Annotated in this window: 16 protein-coding genes; 5 read left to right on the forward strand and 11 right to left on the reverse strand. The window is 66.8% G+C overall.

Annotated elements, in window-relative coordinates:
* Positions 1 to 39: 39 nt before the first annotated feature.
* On the reverse strand, positions 40 to 1,314 hold the full coding sequence (locus tag AC1DKD_RS03435; protein ID WP_441634329.1) for a beta-barrel domain-containing protein: 1,275 nt from the start codon (positions 1,312 to 1,314) through the stop codon (positions 40 to 42).
* A 446-nt stretch (positions 1,315 to 1,760) separates the two neighbouring features.
* Positions 1,761 to 1,892 (reverse strand): hypothetical protein, encoded by a 132-nt coding sequence (locus AC1DKD_RS03440; RefSeq protein WP_441634330.1) that lies wholly within the window; start codon positions 1,890 to 1,892, stop codon positions 1,761 to 1,763.
* Here AC1DKD_RS03440 and AC1DKD_RS03445 point away from each other — a divergent pair.
* The 5 genes from AC1DKD_RS03445 to AC1DKD_RS03465 all read left to right on the forward strand — a co-directional run bounded on the left by AC1DKD_RS03445 (position 1,891) and on the right by AC1DKD_RS03465 (position 10,020).
* Positions 1,891 to 4,167 (forward strand): TonB-dependent hemoglobin/transferrin/lactoferrin family receptor, encoded by a 2,277-nt coding sequence (locus AC1DKD_RS03445; protein WP_441634332.1) that lies wholly within the window; start codon positions 1,891 to 1,893, stop codon positions 4,165 to 4,167. The two genes, AC1DKD_RS03440 and AC1DKD_RS03445, sit on opposite strands and share 2 nt — an antisense overlap.
* A gap of 21 nt (positions 4,168 to 4,188) precedes the next feature.
* Positions 4,189 to 8,238 carry a cobaltochelatase subunit CobN gene (gene cobN / locus AC1DKD_RS03450; RefSeq protein WP_477142936.1) on the forward strand — a complete coding sequence of 1,350 codons (4,050 nt, stop codon included), beginning with the start codon at positions 4,189 to 4,191 and terminating at the stop codon, positions 8,236 to 8,238.
* A 6-nt stretch (positions 8,239 to 8,244) separates the two neighbouring features.
* Complete coding sequence (locus AC1DKD_RS03455) at positions 8,245 to 8,754, forward strand: MotA/TolQ/ExbB proton channel family protein (RefSeq protein ID WP_035865554.1); 510 nt, start codon at positions 8,245 to 8,247, stop codon at positions 8,752 to 8,754.
* Entirely contained in the window at positions 8,751 to 9,071 is a 321-nt protein-coding gene (locus AC1DKD_RS03460; RefSeq protein WP_477103012.1) for a DUF2149 domain-containing protein, read from the forward strand. Before AC1DKD_RS03455 ends, AC1DKD_RS03460 begins: the two co-directional genes overlap by 4 nt.
* A gap of 67 nt (positions 9,072 to 9,138) precedes the next feature.
* Complete coding sequence (locus AC1DKD_RS03465) at positions 9,139 to 10,020, forward strand: ChaN family lipoprotein (protein WP_441636775.1); 882 nt, start codon at positions 9,139 to 9,141, stop codon at positions 10,018 to 10,020.
* Positions 10,021 to 10,033: 13 nt separating this feature from the next.
* Here AC1DKD_RS03465 and AC1DKD_RS03470 read toward each other — a convergent pair whose 3' ends face one another.
* The 9 genes from AC1DKD_RS03470 to AC1DKD_RS03510 all read right to left on the reverse strand — a co-directional run bounded on the left by AC1DKD_RS03470 (position 10,034) and on the right by AC1DKD_RS03510 (position 20,011).
* Entirely contained in the window at positions 10,034 to 11,527 is a 1,494-nt protein-coding gene (locus AC1DKD_RS03470) for an FAD-dependent oxidoreductase (protein WP_441636773.1), read from the reverse strand.
* An 83-nt stretch (positions 11,528 to 11,610) separates the two neighbouring features.
* Positions 11,611 to 12,543 carry a patatin-like phospholipase family protein gene (locus tag AC1DKD_RS03475; RefSeq protein WP_441636771.1) on the reverse strand — a complete coding sequence of 311 codons (933 nt, stop codon included), beginning with the start codon at positions 12,541 to 12,543 and terminating at the stop codon, positions 11,611 to 11,613.
* Between the two features lie 30 nt (positions 12,544 to 12,573).
* Positions 12,574 to 13,002 carry a PaaI family thioesterase gene (locus tag AC1DKD_RS03480; RefSeq protein WP_441636769.1) on the reverse strand — a complete coding sequence of 143 codons (429 nt, stop codon included), beginning with the start codon at positions 13,000 to 13,002 and terminating at the stop codon, positions 12,574 to 12,576.
* Positions 13,003 to 13,053: 51 nt separating this feature from the next.
* Positions 13,054 to 14,112, reverse strand: coding sequence for an AbrB family transcriptional regulator (locus AC1DKD_RS03485; RefSeq protein WP_441636767.1), 1,059 nt, complete (start codon positions 14,110 to 14,112; stop codon positions 13,054 to 13,056).
* A 154-nt stretch (positions 14,113 to 14,266) separates the two neighbouring features.
* Positions 14,267 to 15,781 (reverse strand): tripartite tricarboxylate transporter permease, encoded by a 1,515-nt coding sequence (locus AC1DKD_RS03490; RefSeq protein ID WP_441636765.1) that lies wholly within the window; start codon positions 15,779 to 15,781, stop codon positions 14,267 to 14,269.
* Positions 15,782 to 15,794: 13 nt separating this feature from the next.
* Positions 15,795 to 16,268: a tripartite tricarboxylate transporter TctB family protein gene (locus AC1DKD_RS03495; protein ID WP_035865703.1), complete on the reverse strand. Its 474-nt coding sequence runs from the start codon at positions 16,266 to 16,268 to the stop codon at positions 15,795 to 15,797.
* 259 nt (positions 16,269 to 16,527) lie between these two features.
* Positions 16,528 to 17,496 (reverse strand): Bug family tripartite tricarboxylate transporter substrate binding protein, encoded by a 969-nt coding sequence (locus AC1DKD_RS03500; protein WP_441636762.1) that lies wholly within the window; start codon positions 17,494 to 17,496, stop codon positions 16,528 to 16,530.
* 371 nt (positions 17,497 to 17,867) lie between these two features.
* Positions 17,868 to 19,337, reverse strand: a complete 1,470-nt coding sequence (locus AC1DKD_RS03505; RefSeq protein WP_477103013.1) for a sensor histidine kinase — start codon at positions 19,335 to 19,337, stop codon at positions 17,868 to 17,870.
* Positions 19,337 to 20,011, reverse strand: coding sequence for a response regulator (locus AC1DKD_RS03510; RefSeq protein ID WP_035865540.1), 675 nt, complete (start codon positions 20,009 to 20,011; stop codon positions 19,337 to 19,339). The genes AC1DKD_RS03505 and AC1DKD_RS03510 overlap by 1 nt, the downstream gene beginning before the upstream one ends.
* Between the last annotated feature and the right edge of the window lie 359 nt (positions 20,012 to 20,370).

Consider the following 20,370-nt stretch of genomic DNA (forward strand, 5'->3'; position numbering starts at 1 on the left):
CCCGCGGAAACAGCGGACAAATCCACTGTCYATTGATAACTACAGATATCTGCTGCTTACACTCGCGACTGGGGCAAGAACCCAGTCAATAAGGCGCCGCTTCTCTTGTTCAATGTCCGCGTCGAGCAGGGTTCCTGGCAACAGATCAATCTGCCGCCCATGGGCTTGGATGCTTTGACTGTCAAGCCTGACGATGATGCGATACATGGCCTCCTTGTCAGGTAGCCCCGACATCGCCGCGACCTCTTCAGACTGCAGGGGACTGCTGGCAACCTCAACGACAGTGCCACGTTGCAGTCCGAATCTTTGATAGGGATAGGGTTGATACCGCAATCGGACTGACTGGCCGACTTGTACGAATCCGAAAGCTTTTGAGGTCGCGAACAAGTGCGCTACCAATGGCACGCCTTCCGGGATAATCACCGCAAGCGTTTGCGTGGAGACGGTCTCTCCAGGTTCTGCATTAATGGCTGTGGCCCTGCCCGTCATCGGTGCCGTGATAGCGAAGACGTCGCGGGATTGCACGTCAGTGGTCTCCTGAGAGAGCATCGCCAGATCCCGACTAATTTCAGCAATCTGAGCTGCCGTCTTGAGAGAGACCTGGTCCAGCTCACTTTTCAATGTTGCGAGGGTTCTTGAAAGCTGGGAGCGCGTTCGCTGCATCGAGAGAAATTGCGCTTGAAGAGCGGCTGCCTGATCTTCCTTCTCCTGCAATGCCACCTGAGATATGTAGTTCGATTTCGCCAGTGTTCTGTGTTTCTCGATAGATAACTCTGATGCGGTCAATCGTTTCGCGTGGAGGTCCAGTTCCTGCTTGTTGTGCCGCAGCTCGTCCATGACGTTCTCAGACTGTGCGCGGAGTCCACGCTCCGCCGTCACACCAAGTTCGTGCGCAGCTTCGCGCTGCCGCATCAGGCTTGCCCGGCGCTCACTGAGCGAAGCCGTACGTAATTCGGAGATCTTCGTATTTTCCTGCTGTCCGACATGCCTTCGTTCATCGGCAAGAACAAAGAGAACGGCACCTTGTTTCACAATTTCCCCCTCGCGAACGTGACGCTCAGAAACAATGCCGCCGGTGGGGGCAAGGATTCTAATCGCACCCCCCTCAGGAACTAGGACGCCGGTAGCAGCAGTACGAGGCCTGTAGCTACCAAAGAATAGGTACAGCAAAATCGCCAGAGACATCGCGGCAGCCAGCCCAACAAGCAGCCAACTATGGCTTGACTGCGCCAAGAGAATCGGCCCGTGTTCCTGTTGGTCGTGCCTTTGCAATACCTCTCGCCGAAAAATACTTCGTCGAGCCTTCTCGTTCATAGAGCCCTCCTTTTTGTTGTGACGACACAAGTGGACTGCCMCGAGAATCGTGGAAAAATCGGGCCAATGCTCGTGTTGAGCACCTTCGCGCGCAACAAACGCTAGAGCCCACGGAGGCGCCCATCCGCTATTGCGAGCATCCAGACGACAAGATTGCTGGGTAGTGCCCTTATTTGTAGAAAAGCAAATAGTCACCAGCCAGCAGAAATTTCCCAAAGTTACTGGCGATTTTTCTGACTCGCGCCGATGAACCCGCCTCGCGCTGTAACGGCAAAAAATGAGGATGAGCTACGCCTCGCTCCGTCAATTGGACCCGGCTGTAGCGAGGGTAGCGGGCGGCTGCGGTGGCTGAGGAATGGGTGTTGGCGGACAGTGGCTCCCAGCGAGTTGCTACCGTTCGTCGGCACCATGCGCCCTCTCCCAGGAAGGGGGGCTTTACTTCTTGCTCAAAGTTGAGAATAATTCGCATTCTCAAGTTGATCAGGCTCGCTTTGCACCTGCGCCAACACTACGCCAGCCAGCCGTTCTGACCCGGTGTCCGCCAGCCAGCGTTTCGTTTTCTTTTGGGGAAAATCCATGAAACGCCGCTGTCTGGCGCGCTTGCGCGCCTCCGTACGAGTCACGCCCATCGCCATCTGCGCCACCCTCGGTGGTCCGGCGCTGGCCGCTGAACCGGCCGTCGATCCGGTCCGCCCGCTGGGCGAGGTGGTGGTCACCGCCACCCGCACCGAGGAACGCGCCGATGCCGTCGCTTCCACCATCACCGTCATCGAGGGCAGCCGCATCGAGCGCGCCCAGCCGGTCGACGAGACCGGCCTGTTTGCCGACGAACCCGATATCGACGTACCGCGCGACCGGCGCCGCTTTGGCGCCGGCAGCATCAATATCCGCGGCATCGAGGCTAACCGCGTGCTGCTGATGGTCGACGGCGTGCGCCTGCCGGACTATTACAACGGCGGCGGCCCCTCCAACCTGTCCAGCGCCACCCGGGACGCGCCCGAGTTCTCCTTCCTCAAGCGGGTCGAGGTGCTGCGCGGGCCGGCCTCCAGCCTGTACGGCTCGGACGCCATCGGCGGCGTGGTCTCGTACGTCACCAAGGATCCCGAGGACCTGATGCGCGGCCGCGCGGTGGGCGGCGAGGCGGGCCTGTCGTGGAACGGCATCGACCGCGGTTTCGGCCAGACCGCCGGCGTGGCGGGCGGCAACGAGACCATCAAGGGCTTGTTCATGTATGCGCACCGCAAGGGGCACGAGGTGGAAAACATGGGCGGCAACGGTTCCACCTCGACCGGCCGCACCAAGCCCAATCCGCAGAACAGCGAGACCAACGCCTGGCTCGGCAAGATCGTGCTCGATCCTGCCGCCGGCCACCGCTTCAGGCTGACCTACGAGCATCGTGACAGCGACACCTTTACCGATATCCTGCGCCTGTCCACCGCGCTGCCGCGCGTGACCGCCGCCAGCGGCACCGAGGACCTGTCGCGCAACCGCGTCAGCCTGGACTACGAGTGGAAGCCGGGCAGCCACGTGATCGACCGCCTCGGCGCCACCGTGTTCTATCAGGAGAGCGAGTCCAACACCGTGACCAACCAGGTGCGCAGCAGGACCAGCTCCGGTTGCTCAGGCTCCACGGCGGGCAGCAGCCTGTGCGACGTGAACCTGCTGTTCGGCTTCCGACAGCAGCAGACCGGCTTCAACCTGCAGGCCGACAAGTCGTTCAACACGGGCTTCGTAGGCCACCGGCTGATCACCGGCGTGGATTTCCTGCGCACGCAGACCAGCGAGATGCGCGATGGCACCGCCTACAACCGCACCACCGGCGTGGTGTCGAAATCGCTGGCCGGCGACAACTTCCCGATCCACGATTTCCCCAAGGGCGAGACCCGCCAGACCGGCATCTTCGTGCAGGATGAACTGCAGTTCGCCGGCGGCCGCTTCACGCTCACGCCCGGCCTGCGCTTCGACCATTACGCGCTCGGGCCGGACGAAGACAAGCTCTACAACAGCGTCGCCGCCAAGCCCGCCATCAGCAAGAGCGATTGGGCGGTCTCGCCCAAGCTGTCCGCGCTGTGGCAAGCCACCGACCGCATCAATGTGTGGGCCCAGTACGTTTTCGGCTACCGCGCGCCGAACTACCAGGAAATCAACGGCAGCTTCCGCAACACCATCCAGGGCTACGGCGCCGCGCCCAATGGCGATCTGAATCCGGAGAAGAGCCGCTCCTTCGAGATCGGTGCGCGCTACACCGACGAGCGCGTGCAGTCCAGCGTCGCGGTATTCGACAACCGCTACAAGGACTTTATCGAACAGGTGGCGCTGAACTGCCCGTCCGACCCCGCCTGTCTCGCCGGCCTGCGAGCCACGTACCAGTACCGCAACCAGAGCAGCGTGCGCATCTACGGCGCCGAGTGGCGCGGCAGCTACCGCTTCCTGCCGCAGTGGCGCGTCGACAGCGCCGTGGCCTATGCGCACGGCAACAACGAACAGACCGGCCAGCCGCTCAACAGCGTCTCGCCGCTGCGCGCCAGCGCCGCACTGACCTGGGAACGCGGCAGCGACAGCCAGGGCCAGGGCGCTAGCCTGCGCTGGCGTGGAGCGCGCCCGGTGACGCGCACCGACGACACGTCCTTCACCTACTTCAAGCCGGGCGGCTATGGTGTGGTCGATCTGCAGGGCTGGTGGCGCTTCAACCGCTACGCCAGCCTGGTGCTGTCGGTGAACAACGTGTTCGACAAGAAATACTGGCTGTGGGGCGATGTGCGCCAGGGCAGCGTGGCCGCCAGCGAGCCGGGCCTGGATTTCTATACGCAGCCCGGGCGTACCTTCGCCGCCAGCGTGAAGCTGTCGTTCTGACCTGAGGCGATTCGACCCGACATGTCCCCACAAAACAAAACCAAGATGCGGCTGATCCGCGCGCTGTGCCTGCTGTGGCTTGCCCTTCTGGCGCTCGGCATGCAGCAGGCGCGGGCCACGCCGAAGATTGCCGTGCTGACCACCTCGCCGGTGCCGGCGGGCAAGTTCGAGCCCCTGCAGGCGATGGCGCGCGCGCACGGCATGACGCTCGATGCGCGCTATCTCGAACGGATGAGCGCGCAGGATGTGGCGCCATTCATCGACGGCGCGGGATTGCTGATCCTCGATGCGCCGCGCGATCACATTGTCACCGAGATGCTGGCGAAGCTGGGGCCGCAATGGACCAATGCGCGCGTGCCGCGCCTGCTGATCGCCACCGACCGCTTCGAGGCGCACGGCCTCGACAATGCGCTGGGTGCGAAGCTGCATGCGTACTATGTCAACGGTGGCCGCGCCAACTTCGACGCCATGATGCGCACGCTGGCCGCGCAGCAGTTCAAGCTGCGCGCGGACGGCGCGATTCCCGCGCCGGTGGTGTTTCCAAAAGCCGCTTACTACCATCCGCGCCTGGCCAGCGTGGTGACCGAATCGCCGGACGAGGCGCTCGGCGCATCCGGCCACGCTGGCACGCCGGTGATCGGCGTCGCCATCCACCAGGCCTATGTCTCCGGCCTGGACAGCGCCTTTATCGACGACCTGATCGCGAGCATCGAAGCGCGTGGCGCGCGCGCGCTCGTCTTCTACAGCCCGGTGATGGATGCGGACGGCGTGCTGCGCATGGCCGCGCCCGGCGGCAAGCGCATTGTCGATGTGCTGGTCAACGGCCAGATCATGCTCAATGCGGCGGGCCGCAAGGCGGAGTTTGAAACGCTAGGCATCCCGGTGCTGCAGGTCATACCCTACCGCAAGGGCGATGCGCAGGACTGGGAGCGCGATCCGCACGGCATCAGCCTCACCGATACACCCTTCTACCTGGTGCAGCCCGAACTGGCCGGCGTCAGCGATCCCATGCTGGCCGCCGCCACTTCGCACAAGGACGGCAGCATCGTCAGCCTGCCGGCGCAGCTCGATGCCGTGGCCGACAAGGCACTGGCGCTCACACGTCTGCAGCGCACGCCCAATGCCGGGAAGCGCGTGGCGATCCTGTTCTACAACTATCCCGCTGGCGAAAAGAACCTGTCGGCATCCTTCCTCAACCTGCCGCGCAGCCTGTCTTCCACCCTGGCCGCGCTGCATGCCGCGGGCTACCGCACCGAGGCCGCCGGCGAACTCGCGCTGCAGCGCGATCTTGGCGCGTTGCTCGCGCCCTTCTACCGCGAAGGCCAGCTCGGCGCGCTGCTCGATGCGGACCGCGCCGCGTGGATGCCGATGGCGCAATACCGCCGCTGGTACGACGCGCAGCCCGCCGCGTTCCGCGCCGAGGTCAGCGCGCGCTGGGGCGAGCCCGRAGCCTCGTCGATGGCGATCAGGCGCAACGGCGTGGCCGGCTTCGCCATCCCGCGCCTGCAGCTCGGCAACGTGGCGCTGATGCCGGTGCCGCCACGCGGCGAGCGCGACGAAGCCGCCGAGAAGGCGCTTTATCACTCCACCAAGACGCCGCTCAACCATTTCTACATGGCGGCCTACCTGTGGGCGCGCGAAGGGCGCGAGGCGCTGGTGCACTACGGCACCCACGGGACGCAGGAATGGACGCCGGGCAAGGAGCGCGGCCTGTCCGTGACCGACCAGCCCTACATGGTGCTCGGCAGCGTGCCCGTGATCTATCCCTACATCGTCGACGACGTCGGCGAGGCGTTGCAGGCCAAGCGCCGGGGCCGCGCCACCATCGTCAGCCACCAGACGCCGCCGTTCAAGCCGGCCGGCCTGCACACCGACCTGTCGGCGCTGCATGATCAGTTGCACAACTACCTGCAGCAGGACAACGGCGCGGTGAAGGACACACTGCGCGAGGACATCCTCAAGCGCAGCGCGCGCATGCATCTGTTCGACGACATGGGCTGGCCGCAGGCGCGTGCGAGCGCGCAGTTCACCGAGTACCTGGATGCGTTGCACACGCACCTGCACGAACTCGCGGGCGCATTGCAGCCTTATGGGCTGCACACGTTCGGCCAGTCGCAGGATCCCGGGCTGCGGTTGTACACGGTGATGGCCATGCTTGGCCAGTCCTGGCTCAAGCGCGTGTTTCCCGATGAGCCCGAGGAACTCTTCGCGCTCGATTACAAGCAGCTGGCGCGGTCGGAACCCTACGCCATGTTGCACCGCTACGTCATCGACGGCGCGCCGTTGACGGGCCTTTCCGACGCCAGGCAGCGTGAAGACATGCGGCGCGCACGCACGCTCTACGCCAGCCTCGATGCCGCGCCTGAGAGCGAAGCCATTCTCACCGCGCTGGCGGGCCGCTACGTGCTGGCCGGCACAGGCGGCGATCCGGTGCGCAATCCCGATGCGCTGCCGACCGGCCGCAACCTGTATGGCTTCGATCCTTCCAAGGTGCCCAGCCGGGAAGCATGGCAGGCCGGACAAGCAGCGGCGCAAGCCATGATTGCCGACTGGCGCAAGCGTCACGGCAAGTGGCCCGCCAAGCTGGCCTTCTCGTTGTGGAGCGTGGAGACCATGCGCCATCAGGGCATGCTCGAAGCGCAGGCGCTGGCGGCCATGGGCATCCGCCCGAAGTGGGACGGCGGTGGCCGCGTGGTCGGGGTGGAAGCGATTCCCGCCGCGGAGCTCAAGCATCCGCGCGTGGACGTGGTGCTGTCCGCCACCGGCCTGTACCGCGATCACTTTCCCAACCTGATCAAGTGGCTGGCCGAAGCGGTCAAGCTGGCCGCCGCGCAACCCGAGCCCGACAACGCGGTGGCCGCGAGCACGCGCGCGGTGCGCGAGCGCCTGGCGCAACTCAAGGCGGCGGAGATGAATCCCGAGCGCATCGAGTCGCTGGCGCTGACGCGCATCTTTGCCAGCGAGTCGGGCAACTACGGCACCGGTCTCAACGACGCTACGCTCGCCAGCGACAGCTTCGGCAGCGGCAAGCAAGCGGACGCCAAGCTCGCCAATCTCTATCTCTCGCGCATGCAGTACGGCTACGGGCCCGACGAAAAAACCTGGGGCGAGAAGCTGCCGCAGCTCAACCTCTACGCCGAGAACCTCAAGGGCGTGGAAGGCGCGCTGCTGGCGCGCAGCTCCAACCTGTATGGCATGCTGACCACCGACGATCCCTTCCAGTATCTCGGCGGCATCGGCCTGGCCGTGCGCCATCTGACGGGCAAGGCGCCGGAGCTGCTGATCTCCAATTTGCGCGATGCGAACAGTGCGCGCACGGAAACGGCGGCTTCCTTCCTCGCCACCGAACTGCGCACGCGCTATTTCCATCCGGGCTGGATCGAAGGCATGAAGGCCGAAGGCTATAGCGGCGCGCTCAACATGCTCGACACCGTCAACAACTTCTGGGGTTGGACCGCGGTCGCGCCGGAGATCGTGCGCGACGACCAGTGGACCGAGTTCGCCGAGGTCTACGTCAAGGACAAGCACAAACTCGGCCTTGATGAATGGTTCGAGAAGCATGCGCCGCAGGCCCAGGCCCAGGTGATCGAGCGCATGCTGGAAGCCGCGCGCAAGGGCTACTGGAAAGCCGACCCCGAGATGCTCAAGACGCTGGCCGACCGCTGGCAGACGCTCTCGCAGCGGCACGATATCCGCAGCGGCAACCGCAGCTTCAACCGCTACGTGCAACAGCAGGCCACGGCCCCCGGCGCGGCGGGCTATGGCACGCAAGCTCCCGCGGCACCGCCGGCGGGCGCACCGAAGGCCGCGGCTGCGCAGGCTGCCYCGCAGCCGCCGCAGCCTGAAGCGAAAACGCAGCCCGAGCCAAAGCCCGCGCCGCCATCGCAATCCGTACCCGTGYAAGGCATGCAACTGGTGGAGCGCAAGCCGCCCGCCGCGGCGCTCGTGCCGGTGCTGTCGTGGCTCGCCGCCGGCATCGCGCTGGCCGGGGCCGTGCTCGGCGGCGCCCTCAGCGCGCGGCGCCGCGCCAGCGCCGCACCACTCTTCCGGAATCCAACAAAACCCTACTGAGGCATCATGACCCCTACCCTGCTTGAAACCCTGATGTACGACGTCGGCCAGTTGTTCCTGTACCCGACGCTTGCCCTGATCGGGCTGCTCTTCCTCTACGCCTTCTGGGCGCTCGGCGAGTTCGCCATGCAAGGCTGGCAGCGCCGCCGCAACACGATCGAAACCGGCCGCGGCTACGTGCTGGTGGCGTATGCGCTGCGCCATCGCGTGAAGGACCCGGACACACTCGACGTGACCGCGCATCGGTTGCTGGAGTGGCCGCGCATCGCCACGCGCGTGGCGCCCATGCTGGGGCTTGTAGCCACCATGATCCCGATGGGGCCGGCGTTGAAAGGCTTGTCGGGCGGCAACCTCGCCAACGTGGGCGAGAACCTCACCATCGCTTTCTCTGCCGTGATCCTCGCGCTGATCGCCGCCAGCATCACGTTCTGGGTGGTCAATGTGCGGCGCCGCTGGCTGGCCGAGGAACTGGTGTGGCTGGGCAAGCACCAGCCGCAGTGGGAGGTCGACGCATGAAGTTCCTGGAAGAAAGCGAAGCCGACGATCCCATCCTGTCGGTGGTCAACCTGATCGACGTGTTCCTGGTGGTGATCGCCGCATTGCTGGTGGCGATCGCGCAGAACCCGATGAACCCGTTCACGCATGCGGACGTCACCGTCATCACCAATCCCGGCAAGCCGAATATGGAGATCGTCTCAAAGCAGGGCGAGAAGGTCGTGCGCTACCAGGCGAGCGGACAAGTCGGCAGCGGGGATGGCACCAAGGCCGGCGTTGCCTATCGGCTGAAGGACGGCTCGATGGTCTATGTGCCGGAAGCGGCAACTGGGCAATAATAGGCAGGTCCGCGGCATGCCCGCGGACCATAGGCAAAAAACCGCAGAAACCAGGATTACCGCCGCCATGCAGACTCGCTCACGCCTTGCCATTGCCCGCGCCGCCGGCGTGGCGCTCGCCGCCGCTTTGCTTGCCGCGCTCGCCGGCTGCGCGGGTACGCCACCGGCCGCCGTGGCTGGCGACGTCGCGCACCAGTTCACCGGTAAGACCTACGTGCTGCTGGGCGAGGTCCACGACAACGCCGATGGCCAGAAGCGGCGCTTGCTTGCCTTGTCGAGCGCGCTCGAAGCGGGTTGGCGCCCGGCCATCGCAATGGAGCAGTTCGACCGCGAACGCCAGCCCGATATCGACCGCGCCCGCCGCGAGCGCCCTGGTGACGCGGCGTATGTGGTGGCGCAGGCGGGCGGCAAGAACTGGCAGTGGGAGCTTTACACGCCGGTGGTGGCCCTGGCCTTGCGCTATGACCTGCCGCTGGTGGCGGCCAACCTGTCGCGGGCGGATGCGGGGCGCATCGTGCGCGGCGGGCTCGATGGCGTATTCGATGCAGCCGAGCGCAAGCGCCTCGGCCTTGCCGCGCCCTTGCCCCAAGACATCGTGACGGAACAGACCGCGGTGCTCGACCGCGGCCATTGCGGCAATTTCCCCAAGGCCATGCTGCCGGGCATGCTCGATGCCCAGGCCGCGCGCGATGCGGTGATGGCGGCCGCGATGCGCGAATACGCCGAACGCGGCGCGGTGCTGATCGCCGGCAACGGCCATGTGCGGCGCGACGTGGGCGCGCCGCGCTGGCTCGCCGCCGAGCCGGGCAGTATCTACAGCGTGGGCTACCTGGAGCAGGCCAGCGGCCAGGAGGCCGGCGCCTACGACCGCGTGGTGCTGGTGCCCGCGCACAAGCGGGCCGATCCCTGCGCTGGCGCCAAGCCGGCGACGGGAGCCGCGCCGGCTTGAGTCCGGGGGCCGCTTAGCCGAACAGTTCCTCGGCCACGGTCGGATGCAACTGCACCGTGGTCTGCAGGTGCGACAGCCTCACTCCCAGCCGCAGCGCCACGGCGAACGCCTGCACGATTTCCGGCGCGGCGTTGTCCATCATGTGCGCGCCCAGCACGCGGCCGCTGCGCGTATTCACCACCAGCTTGACCATGGACGCCTGCTCGCTGCCGGCGAAGCGGTTCTCCAGCGAGACGAAGCGGCGCACCACGGTGTGGATGCGCTCCGGCTTGCCCGCCTCCTCAATGGCGGCCTGCTCGCTCAGGCCCACGCTGCCGATGGCCGGCTCGCAGAACACCGCGGTAGGCACCAGGTCGAAATCCGATCGGTCGCCGCGGCGGCCGAACAGGCGGTCCGCCAGCCAGCGGCCCTGCGCGCTGGCCACCGGTGTCAGGTGYGGGCCGTCGATGGTATCGCCGATGGCGTGGATCGCGCGGACCTTGGTGCGGAACGAGCGGTCCACCTGGATGCCGCCCTGTTCGGCTTTCTGCACGCCAAGCGCCTCCAGGCCGAGCCCGTCCCAATGCGGGTCGCGCCCGATGGCAGCCAGCGCTGCCTGCGCGCGCACGGTCTGGATGCGGTCCCTGCCGCCGGCGCCAGTGTTGCCAGTGTTGCCATTGCCGCCATTGCCATGCTGCCGGTAGCACACATCGATGGCACCGTTGGCCTGGTTCAGCAGCGTTACCTCGGTATTGAAATGCAGCCGCACGCCCTTGGCGGCGAGCGCCTCGGCCAGTGCCTCGGCAACTTCATGGTCGAAGCGCGGCAGCAGGCGTTCCCCGCGCACCAGCATCTCCACCTTGACGCCGTAGCGCGACAGGATCGAGGCCTGTTCCACCGCCACGTAGCCGCCTCCGATCACCACCAGCGAAGCCGGCAGGCTTTGCCAGGTGAAGATGTCGTCGGAGGTGCAGGCGAGTTCGCCGCCTGGCACCGGCAAGGCACGCGGCCGCGCGCCGGTGGCGATCAGGATGCGTTTCGCCTGGATGACCTCCGCGCCCACCTGTACCTGGTCCGGCGCGATCACCGTGGCATCGCCGCGCAGCAGTTCCACGCCGGCTTCCTGCAGGTGGTGCGTATAGGCCACGTGCAGCCGCGCCATCTCCGCATTGACACGCACGATGGCATCGCTCCAGTCCTCCTTGCCGCCGGTGTGCGACAGGCAGCCCGACAGGACGGCGGCCAGGCTGGCGCCATATGAGAGCATTTTCTTGGGGACGCAGCCGCGATTGATGCAGGTGCCGCCGATGGCATCCCGCTCCACCAGCACCACGCGCGCGCCGTGCGAGGCCGCGCGCCGCGAAGCCGCCACTCCGCCCGAGCCTGCGCCGATTACCACGAAGTCCGCTTCGCGCTGCGCGCCGGCGCGGCGCTTGCCGCGGCGGGGAACGTGCTCCACCACTTGCTCGGATGTCGCCCTGCGCGCGCTGCGGCGCTCGGTCGTGGGTCTTGCCTGGCGTTTCGTCATCAATGCCTCCTGTTGCGGCGCGAAGGCCGCATTGCACATCGTGATGACGGAGCCGCTAGGGCGGCCGTCGCGCTGGTTGAACGCTACGCGGCGGTGCCAAGCTCCGTCTTCAGGACAGACGGCCATTCGCGCAGAAAGGTCTCCCCATCGCGCTGGCCGAGATCGTAGGCACCGGTCATCGCGCCGGGCTGGGTGTAGTCCCAGCTCGAGATCGGTACCCGTTGCGAAGGTTGCAGGTAGAGCCGGCGCTGCGCGCCGTGTTGCAGAACAAAGCGCCGTGGACGCGGATAGAGCCGCGTCACCAGCACCAGTACGTCGCCGGGCGTTGCGTCGAGCGCGTCGACCGGCACGTTGTCGACCATGCCGCCATCGAGCACGGGCCGGCCGTCGCGCCGGAGCACCGGCGTGAAGGGTGGCGTCGAGGAAGATTGCAGCAACAGGTCGGCCAGTTGCTCGGGCGAGCCGCAGTCCTGCGCGCGCACGAACTCCGGATGGAAGCCCAGCTTGCGGCCCAGCCGCGGGTGCAGCGTCTTGAGCCAGTGCTTCTCGATGTTGTAGGCCACCAGGCCAGCCATGACCGCCAGCCGCGGACCGCTCCAGCGCGGGATATGGGCCACGCCGATGCGGATTTCCGGCGCCGCCTGCAAGCGCGCCAGGCGGCCCTCGCCGAAGATGCTCAGCAGGGCGGTGCGGTAGATGCCGTAGTGCGGGAACACGCGCTGCCTGTTCAGCAGGTTGCCCCAGTAGGCATTGCGCCGGTTGCCGGCAAGCACCTCGCGGTAGTACGCCATCACCTCGCGGGAATCGTGCGTGTAGACCATGCAGGCCGTGGCGGCGCCGGCGGAAATTCCCGTGATCACGCGCGGGCGCAGGCCCAGCTCGGGCGCCACCCTATCCCACCAGCCCGCCTGCCACCAGCAGCGGTTGCCGCCGCCGGCGAACACCACCTGGTCGAACGGAGAGGCTGCCGCGGCGGGCTGGACGGAAGCAGGAACTACGCTGCGGGGCTCATACATGGATTGCATGCAATTCAGTGATGGCGCCGCTCACAGCAGCGCATAAGTGGTGGTGGCCTGCACGGCCAGCTTGCCGTCGGTGCCGGTCAGCTCGATTTCGCCGAACACCACGGTCTTGCCCAGGCGCAGCACGTTGGCGCGCACCAGCACGTCGCCGTCGATCACCGGGCGCATGAAGTTGGTTGTCAGCGTGACGGTGGTCATGGGGCGGAAGCCGCCCGCCGCGCTGGCGACCGCCACGATCATGGCGGTATCGGCGGCGGCCATCAGCACCTGGCCGCACACCACGCCACCCGCATGGCGAAACGATTCGTCGAAAGGCAGGCGCAGTGTTACGCCCTGCGCATCAACGGCTTCGGCACGCAGGCCGAGTTGGCGCACCCACGGCGCCAGTACGCGTTGCAAGATGCCGTCGATATCGGCAAGCGTCAGGCTGGATTCCGGCTTGGGTCTTGGCATTGACTCTGGCATGGCACTCCCGTTTGTCTGGGGTGGGGCCGGGCCAGGTTGCTATTCCGTCTCCTCCGGCGCGGCGCGATGTTTGAGCCAATGATACAGGGGGCCGGTGCACAGCACCACGAACGCCATCCGGATCACGTGGAAGGCCGTCACCAGCGGCACGCCCAGTTCCAGCACCTTGGCGGTGATGCACATCTCCGCGATGCCGCCGGGCGTGGTGCCGAGAATGGCGGTGGCTGGATGCACGCCAGACAGCGCCGACAAGGCCCAGCCGAACAGCGCGGAGAGCACCAGTGCGACCAGCGTGTACAGCGCCACGCCGGTGAGAAAGCGCGGCGCCGTGTGGAGGAAGTCGCGCGAGAAGCGCGCCCCCAGCGAGACGCCGATCAGCAACTGGCCGGCGCGGCTCATCCAGGTGGGGATGGCCGACAGTTCCACGCCCGAGGCGGTCAGCACCGCTGCCGCCAGCAGCGTGCCGATCACGAAGGGATTGGGCAGGTTGAAGCGCTTGAGCACCAGCGCTGCGCTGACGGTGATCGCGATCAGCCCGAGCAGCCCCAGGTAGTCCACCGTGCGCGGACCGGGGATATAGGGATCGAGCCCATGGATGCCGCCGTACTGGAACAGCGCGGGCACCGCCACCACCACCATTAGCACGCGCAGCGAATGCGCGGCGGCCACCTGGTCGATGCGCGCGCCGTTGCGCTCGGCCAGGTTTGCCATCTCCGAGGCGCCGCCGATGGCGGTGGAGAAGTACGCCGTCTTGAACGCCACGCCCGTGCTCCTGCGCAGCAGGAACGCGCCCCCGCAGCCGAGCACCAGCGCGAACAGCGAACCCGCCACGATATACGGCAGGAACTCCAGCAGACGTTCCACCACGTCGGACGTGAAGTACAGCCCGAGCGAAGTCCCGATGGCCCACTGCCCGGCATTGCGCGCCTGCGTGGGCGCGCGCAGGTCGGCGCCGCGCATGCGCGCGGTGGCCACCGCCAGCAACGGCCCGATCATCCATGGCAGGGGCGTGTGAAGCAGCGTGCAGAGCAGCGCGGCGGCCAGGCCGAGCAGCAGCGTCAGCAGGACCGGACGCCAGCGGTGAAGAAGAGAAGGCATGTCGCAGCGGCCTGGCGCGCGGGCGCCGGCGCGGTGTTCTTGTGATGAAGCGGAATGTAGGGACAACAGCGCCGATGCGATGGCCTGYCACGGCGCCACAAACGAAAAGGCCCGGCACCCTGGAGTGCCGGGCCTTGCCCGCATTTTGCGCCAATCAACCGGTGGCGTCAGCCACTTTGCCGCGCGCCGAGCGCCGGGACAGCCAGCCCAGGATGCGCGGGATCAGCACCACCGCCACCGTCATGGCCAGGATGGTGGCCGAGATCGGCTGGGTCACGAAGATCGACCAGTCGCCCTGGCTGATCGACAATGCATTGCGCAACTGCTTCTCCGCGATCGGTCCCAGGATCATGCCCACGATCACCGGCGCGGTGGGGAAGTCGAAGCGGCGCATGGCCATGCCCAGCACGCCGATCACAAACAGCAGCAGCAGGTCGAACCACGACTGGCGGATGCCGTAGGCGCCCAGGCCCGCGAAGATCAGGATGCCGCCGTACAGCAGCGGCGTGGGAATGCGCAGCATGCGCACCCACAGGCCGATGGCCGGCAGGTTCAGCACCAGCAGCATCACGTTGCCGATGTAGAGCGAAGCCAGCAGGCCCCACACCAGGTCGCCCGAGGTCTGGAACAGCATCGGGCCCGGCTGCAGGTTGTAGTTCTGGAACGCCGCCAGCAGGATCGCGGTGGTGTTCGAGGTCGGGATGCCCAGCGTGAGCAGCGGTGCCAGCGTGGCAGTCACCGCGGCGTTGTTGGCGGCCTCGGGGCCGGCCACGCCTTCGATCGCGCCTACCGTGCCGAACTCGCCCTTGTGCTTGGACAGCTTTTTCTCGGTGGCGTACGACAGGAAGGTCGGGATCTCAGCGCCGCCAGCCGGGATCAGGCCGAACGGGAAGCCGATGATGGTGCCGCGGATCCATGCCGGCACCGAGCGCTTCCAATCCGATTTGGTCATCATGATCGAGCTGAGCCTGTTGAAGCTGCCGTCCGGCTGCGGGAAGAAGGCATTGAACAGCGCCTCGCCCACCGCGAACAGGCCCACCGCGACCACCACGATATCGATGCCATCGTACAGTTCCTGCACGTTCATCGAGTAACGGGTCTGGCCCGACAGCGAATCCATGCCGATCAGGCCGATGCCCAGGCCAAGGAACAGGCTGGTCATGCCGCGCAGCAACGACGAACCCAGCACCGCCGACACCGTGGTGAAGGCCAGCAGCATGATCATGAAGTATTCGCCGGGACCGAACTGCAGCGCCACGTCGGCCGCCACCGGCGCGAACATCGACAGCAGCACCGTGCCGATCGTGCCCGCCACGAAGGAGCCGATGGCCGCGGTGGCCAGCGCCGGGCCGGCGCGGCCGCTCTTGGCCATCAGGTTGCCTTCCATCGCCGTGACCATGGTCGACGACTCGCCCGGCGTGTTCATCAGGATGGAGGTGGTGGAGCCGCCGTACATGGCGCCGTAGTAGATGCCGGCGAACATGATCAGCGCCGCGGTGGGTTCCACCTTGGCGGTCAGCGGCAGCAGCATCGCCACGGTCAGTGCCGGGCCGATGCCCGGCAGCACGCCGATGGCGGTGCCCAGGAAGCAGCCGACCAGGGCCCACATCAGGTTGATTGGCGTGATGGCGATGGCAAAGCCATGCATCAGCAGGTTGAGAGTATCCATGGATCAGCTCCGGTCAGAACCCGGCGACGGGCAGCAGCGGCAAATTGATGCCGAGCAGGAATTCAAACAGTGCCCACATCGGCAACGTAATGCACAGGCCAATCAGGCCATCGCGCAGGAAGCGCTTGCTGCCATAGCCGCGTGCCACGCAGATCATCAGCAGGGTCGACGCCAGCACGAATCCAAGCGTGCCGATCAGCGCCATATTGGCCACCAGCCCGGCAGCCACCCACAGGAAGCCACGGAAGTTATGCGGTGCGGAGGGCAGCTCGGCGTCTTCCTCGGGCATATTGCGAAAGCCGCCGCGAATGCCCTGCCAGGTCAGCGCCGCGCCGCACACGGCCAGGCCGATGGCGACCAGCGTCGGCATGAAGCGCGGCGACAGGCCGGCATAGCCTTCGTCGCCGGAGATGCCAGACAGGCCGACGAAATAGAAAACGGAGAGCAGCAATACGGCTATGCCGATCGCCAGGTGCGAGGGTTTCATGATGTGAAGTGGCTCCTTCATGCGGCGCCTGCGGTCGTGTTGGCCGACCCTTGGCTTGCCGCGGTTTGTCGTCCCCGCTTAAGGCGGGGGCCCGGCGATTTGTAGTTTGGTCTTTTGGGTATCGCAGGTGGACACCGGACCCCCGCCAGCTGCATGCGCACCGGGCGTTATGGTGCGCCGCAGGCAGGGCCGACAGGTAAAACGTTCGAACAGTGAAGCGGTGAAGCGGTGAAGCAATGAAGCGGTAAGACCGGGCTGCTTACTTCGCCACGCCCAGTTCACGCAGCGTGCCACCCAGGCGGGCCGACTCGCTGTCCACGAACTTGCCGAACTCGTCGCCGGTCAGCAGGAACGGGGTCCAGTCGTTCTTGGCCAGGGTTTCCTTCCACAGCGGCGTCTCGGTTGCCTTCACCACCGCATCCACCAGCGCCTTGCGTTGCTCGGCGGTGATGCCGGGCGCGCCGTACACGCCGCGCCAGTTGTAGATCTCCACATTGATGCCCTGCTCTTTCAGGGTCGGGATATCGGCGGTGCGCTCCTTGGAGGTCACGGCCAGCGCGCGCATCTTGCCGCTCTTGATAAAGGGCAGGAACTCGGACACGCCGGCAATGCCGACCGTCACGTGGCCGCCCAGGATCGAGGCCGAGGCTTCGCCGCCGCCCTGGAACGGCACGTAGTTGATCTTCTTCGGATCCACGCCGCTTTCCTTGGCCACCAGCCCCGCGAGGATGTGGTCGATCGAACCCTTGGAGCCGCCGCCCCAGCTGACGCTGCCCGGGTTGGCCTTGAGCTGCGTGGTGAGGTCCTTGATGGACTTCAGCGGCGAGCTGGCCGGCACCGTGATCACCATGGTGTCGGCGAACAGGCGAGCGATCGGGGTTGCGTTCTTCAGCGTGACCGGCGGCTTGTTGGTTTCGATCGCGCCCACCATCACCGCGCCGGTGACGATCATCGCGTTCGGGTTGCCCTTGTCGGTATTGACGAACTGCGTCAGGCCGATGGTGCCGCCCGCGCCGCCCTTGTTGTCGTAGGAGGCCGTCTTGGCCACGCCGGCGGCAACGAGCGCCGCGCCCAGCGAGCGGCCGGTCTGGTCGAAGCCGCCGCCCGGGTTGGCGCCGATCATGAACTTCACGCTGTCGAGCGCGAACGCGGGCGCGGCAGCCACGCTGGCGGTGATCGCGGCCGAAGCCATGACGACGTGGGCAAAGCGATGAATCGAACGACGCATTACGGTCTCCTGTTCTTTTTCAGAGGATTGCCGGTGAACGGTTGCCGGCGATGCTGGCGAGGACCGACCCGGAGGTGTCCGGCTGGCGGTGAAGCTGGCTGTCGGGGGCGGGAGAGTCGTGCGGTGCGCCGGCGCTGCCTGCGTTGGGCGGCCGGCTTGGCGTTGTCTCCTGTCCCCGGCAGCGCTTGCATGCCGGACTTGTTCTTTGGTTTTCTGACTTGGTCTGGCCCGTACGGCGACCATGGCGCGATTCTATGGGGTGGAAACTGTCAAAAGGCTGTCAATTTGTCAGGGAATGGGGTGGGGTTTACGTGGGGGTGGATGTATGGACATTTGGTTCTTTTGGACTTTCTGGTCTTTCTGGCGCCGTCTCACTCCCCGATCGGCAGCGCCAGCACCGCCCGAACCCCTTTGCCCTGCACCGCGACTCCCAGCTCCACCGTGCCACCGAACCGCGCGGCCATCTCGCGGGAAATCGCCAGCCCCAGGCCGGAGCCCGGTTCGACATTCCCGACCCGCCGGTAGAACCGCGCAAATACCTTTTCGCGCTCCTCGACGGGAATGCCCGGCCCATCGTCCTCCACCACCAGGCAGGCGCTATCCGCGAAACGCGCGGCGGAAAGCGTGATCCTGCTGCCGCGCGGCGAATACTGGATCGCGTTGTGGACAAGATTGGCAAATGCCTCGCGCAGCAGCGCGGCATCGGCCCGTACCGGCAGCACCAGCCCCTGCGGCCGCTCCCAGCCAAAGTCCTGCTGCTTGCCGCGCGCCAGCGGCAAGTAGTCCAGCGCCACCTGCTCTGCCACGGCCACGGCATCGATCAGGTCCGGCGGCTCGGCGTCGCCAGGTGTGTCGCTGCCCGGGTGTTGCCGTACGCGCGCCAGCGCCAGCAGCTGGTTGGTCAGGCGCGCGGCCTGCTCCAGCTGCGTGACGATGCCGCCTACCGCCTCCCCGGCGGCATCCCGCGCGTGAGCGGGATCGGCGCCGGCGGAAAGCTGGCGCTGGGCAAACTCGGCTTGCGTCTTGAGGATGGCCAGCGGCGTGCGCAACTGGTGGGCCGCGTCGGCAATGAACTGCGCCTGGGCCTGCGTCATCGCGTCGGAGCGCGAGACATGCAGGTTGACGGCGTCCACCAGGGGGCGGACTTCCATCGGCACGTGGTCGAAGGCCAGCGGCGTCAGGTCGCCGGCGGAACGTGCCTGCACATCGTCGCGCACGCGTGCCAGCGGGCGCAGCACATAGGTGATGCCGGCCACGAGGATGCCGGCGCTGACCAGGATCAGCAGCACGCCGCGCGCCAGCGCGCCGCGCCACACGGTGGCGATGAGTTCGAAGCGCGGCTCGGCGGTTTCCGCCACCTGCACGATGACGCGCATATGCGCGTTGGGCCGGTACACCGGATGCGCAAGCACGGCAATGCGCACCGGATCGCCGCGATAGTCGGCATCGTAGAAATGCGGCTGGTTGCTGGCGATCCCACCCTTGGGCAGCGGCAGGTCATCGTAGCCGGTGACGGTTTCGATCCGGCCATTGCGTTCCAGCGATACGCGGTAGAAGACGTGGGTCTGGGCCGCGGTCTCGAACATCTCCATGGCGGCGTCCGGCAGTGCTATCTGCACGCTTTCGCCGGCCATGCCGATGGCGTTGTCGATGGCGCGCACGGAGCCGTAGAGCGAGCGGTCGTAGGCGGCGTTGGCGGCGTCGCGCAGCGTGCCGTAGGTCAGCCAGGTGTCGAGCGCCATCATTGCCGCCAGCGCGGGCACCAGCAGCAACAGCAACTGGCGGCGCAGGCTGCCCTGCAGCCAGCGCCGCAGCCAGTGCCGTGGCAGGCGGCGCAGCATCAGGGCTGACCTTCCGGTTCCAGCAGGTAGCCGAAGCCGCGCAGCGTGACGATGGTCACGCCGTGGCCGGAGAGCTTCTTGCGCAGCCGGTACACCAGCACTTCGATGGCGTCCGGGCTGACGTCGGCATCGAGTGAGAACACCTTGTCAAGCAGCTGCGCCTTGGTGAGCGGCTGGCCGCTCTTGGCCAGCAGCGCGCCCAGCAAGGTCGACTCGCGCGGCGTCAGCGCCAGCGGCGCGCCGGCCAGCGTGAAGCTGCGGGTCTCGCCGTCGAATACCAGCGTGCCGCATTGCAGGCGCGGGTGGGCTCGCCCCCGGCTGCGCCGGATCAGCGCCAGGATGCGGGCTTCGAGTTCGGCAATGGCGAAGGGCTTGGGCAGGTAGTCGTCGGCGCCGAGGTTGAGGCCGCGCACGCGCTCGTCGAGCGTGTCCTGCGCGGTCAGGATCAGCACCGGCGTTCGGTCGTCGCGCCCACGCATGGACTTGAGCACGGCCAGGCCGTCCTTGCCGGGCAGGCGGAGATCCAGCACCACCACATCGTATTCCTCGGCCATCAGCCGCGCCTCGGCCTGCAGGCCGTCGGCCACGTGCTCGATCACGAAGCCGCCCTGCTCCAGTGCGCGCGCCACCCAGCGCGCCAGTTCAATCTCGTCTTCCACCAGCAACAAGCGCACGGCGGTCCTCCCCTGCTCGATAGGCGTCCGTTTCAACAAATACGTTTCGCGGCGCTGCCAAGCCTGGCAACGCCGCGCCCGCCGCGGGGACACGCCGCGGGCGCCTATAATACCTCCGCCCCGGGCCGCGCGCGGCGAGCGTGCCATGGCCCTTTCCAGCCACCGATGTCAGCACCGATGGTTCCTGCCTTGCGCAAGCTGCCCCCTTTCCTGTCCCCGTACCTGTCCCCTCACCTGTCCCAGCTGCCCGTACAGCCGCCGGCTTCGCCTTCGCTCCCGGCGGCGTCCGCTGTCGCCGGTATGCCGGCAAGCTGGAAGCGGCGCCGCGTGCTGGCCGGCGCCGCCGCGCTGGGTGCCGG

The sequence above is a fragment of the Cupriavidus sp. 05T313 genome (assembly GCF_056396665.1).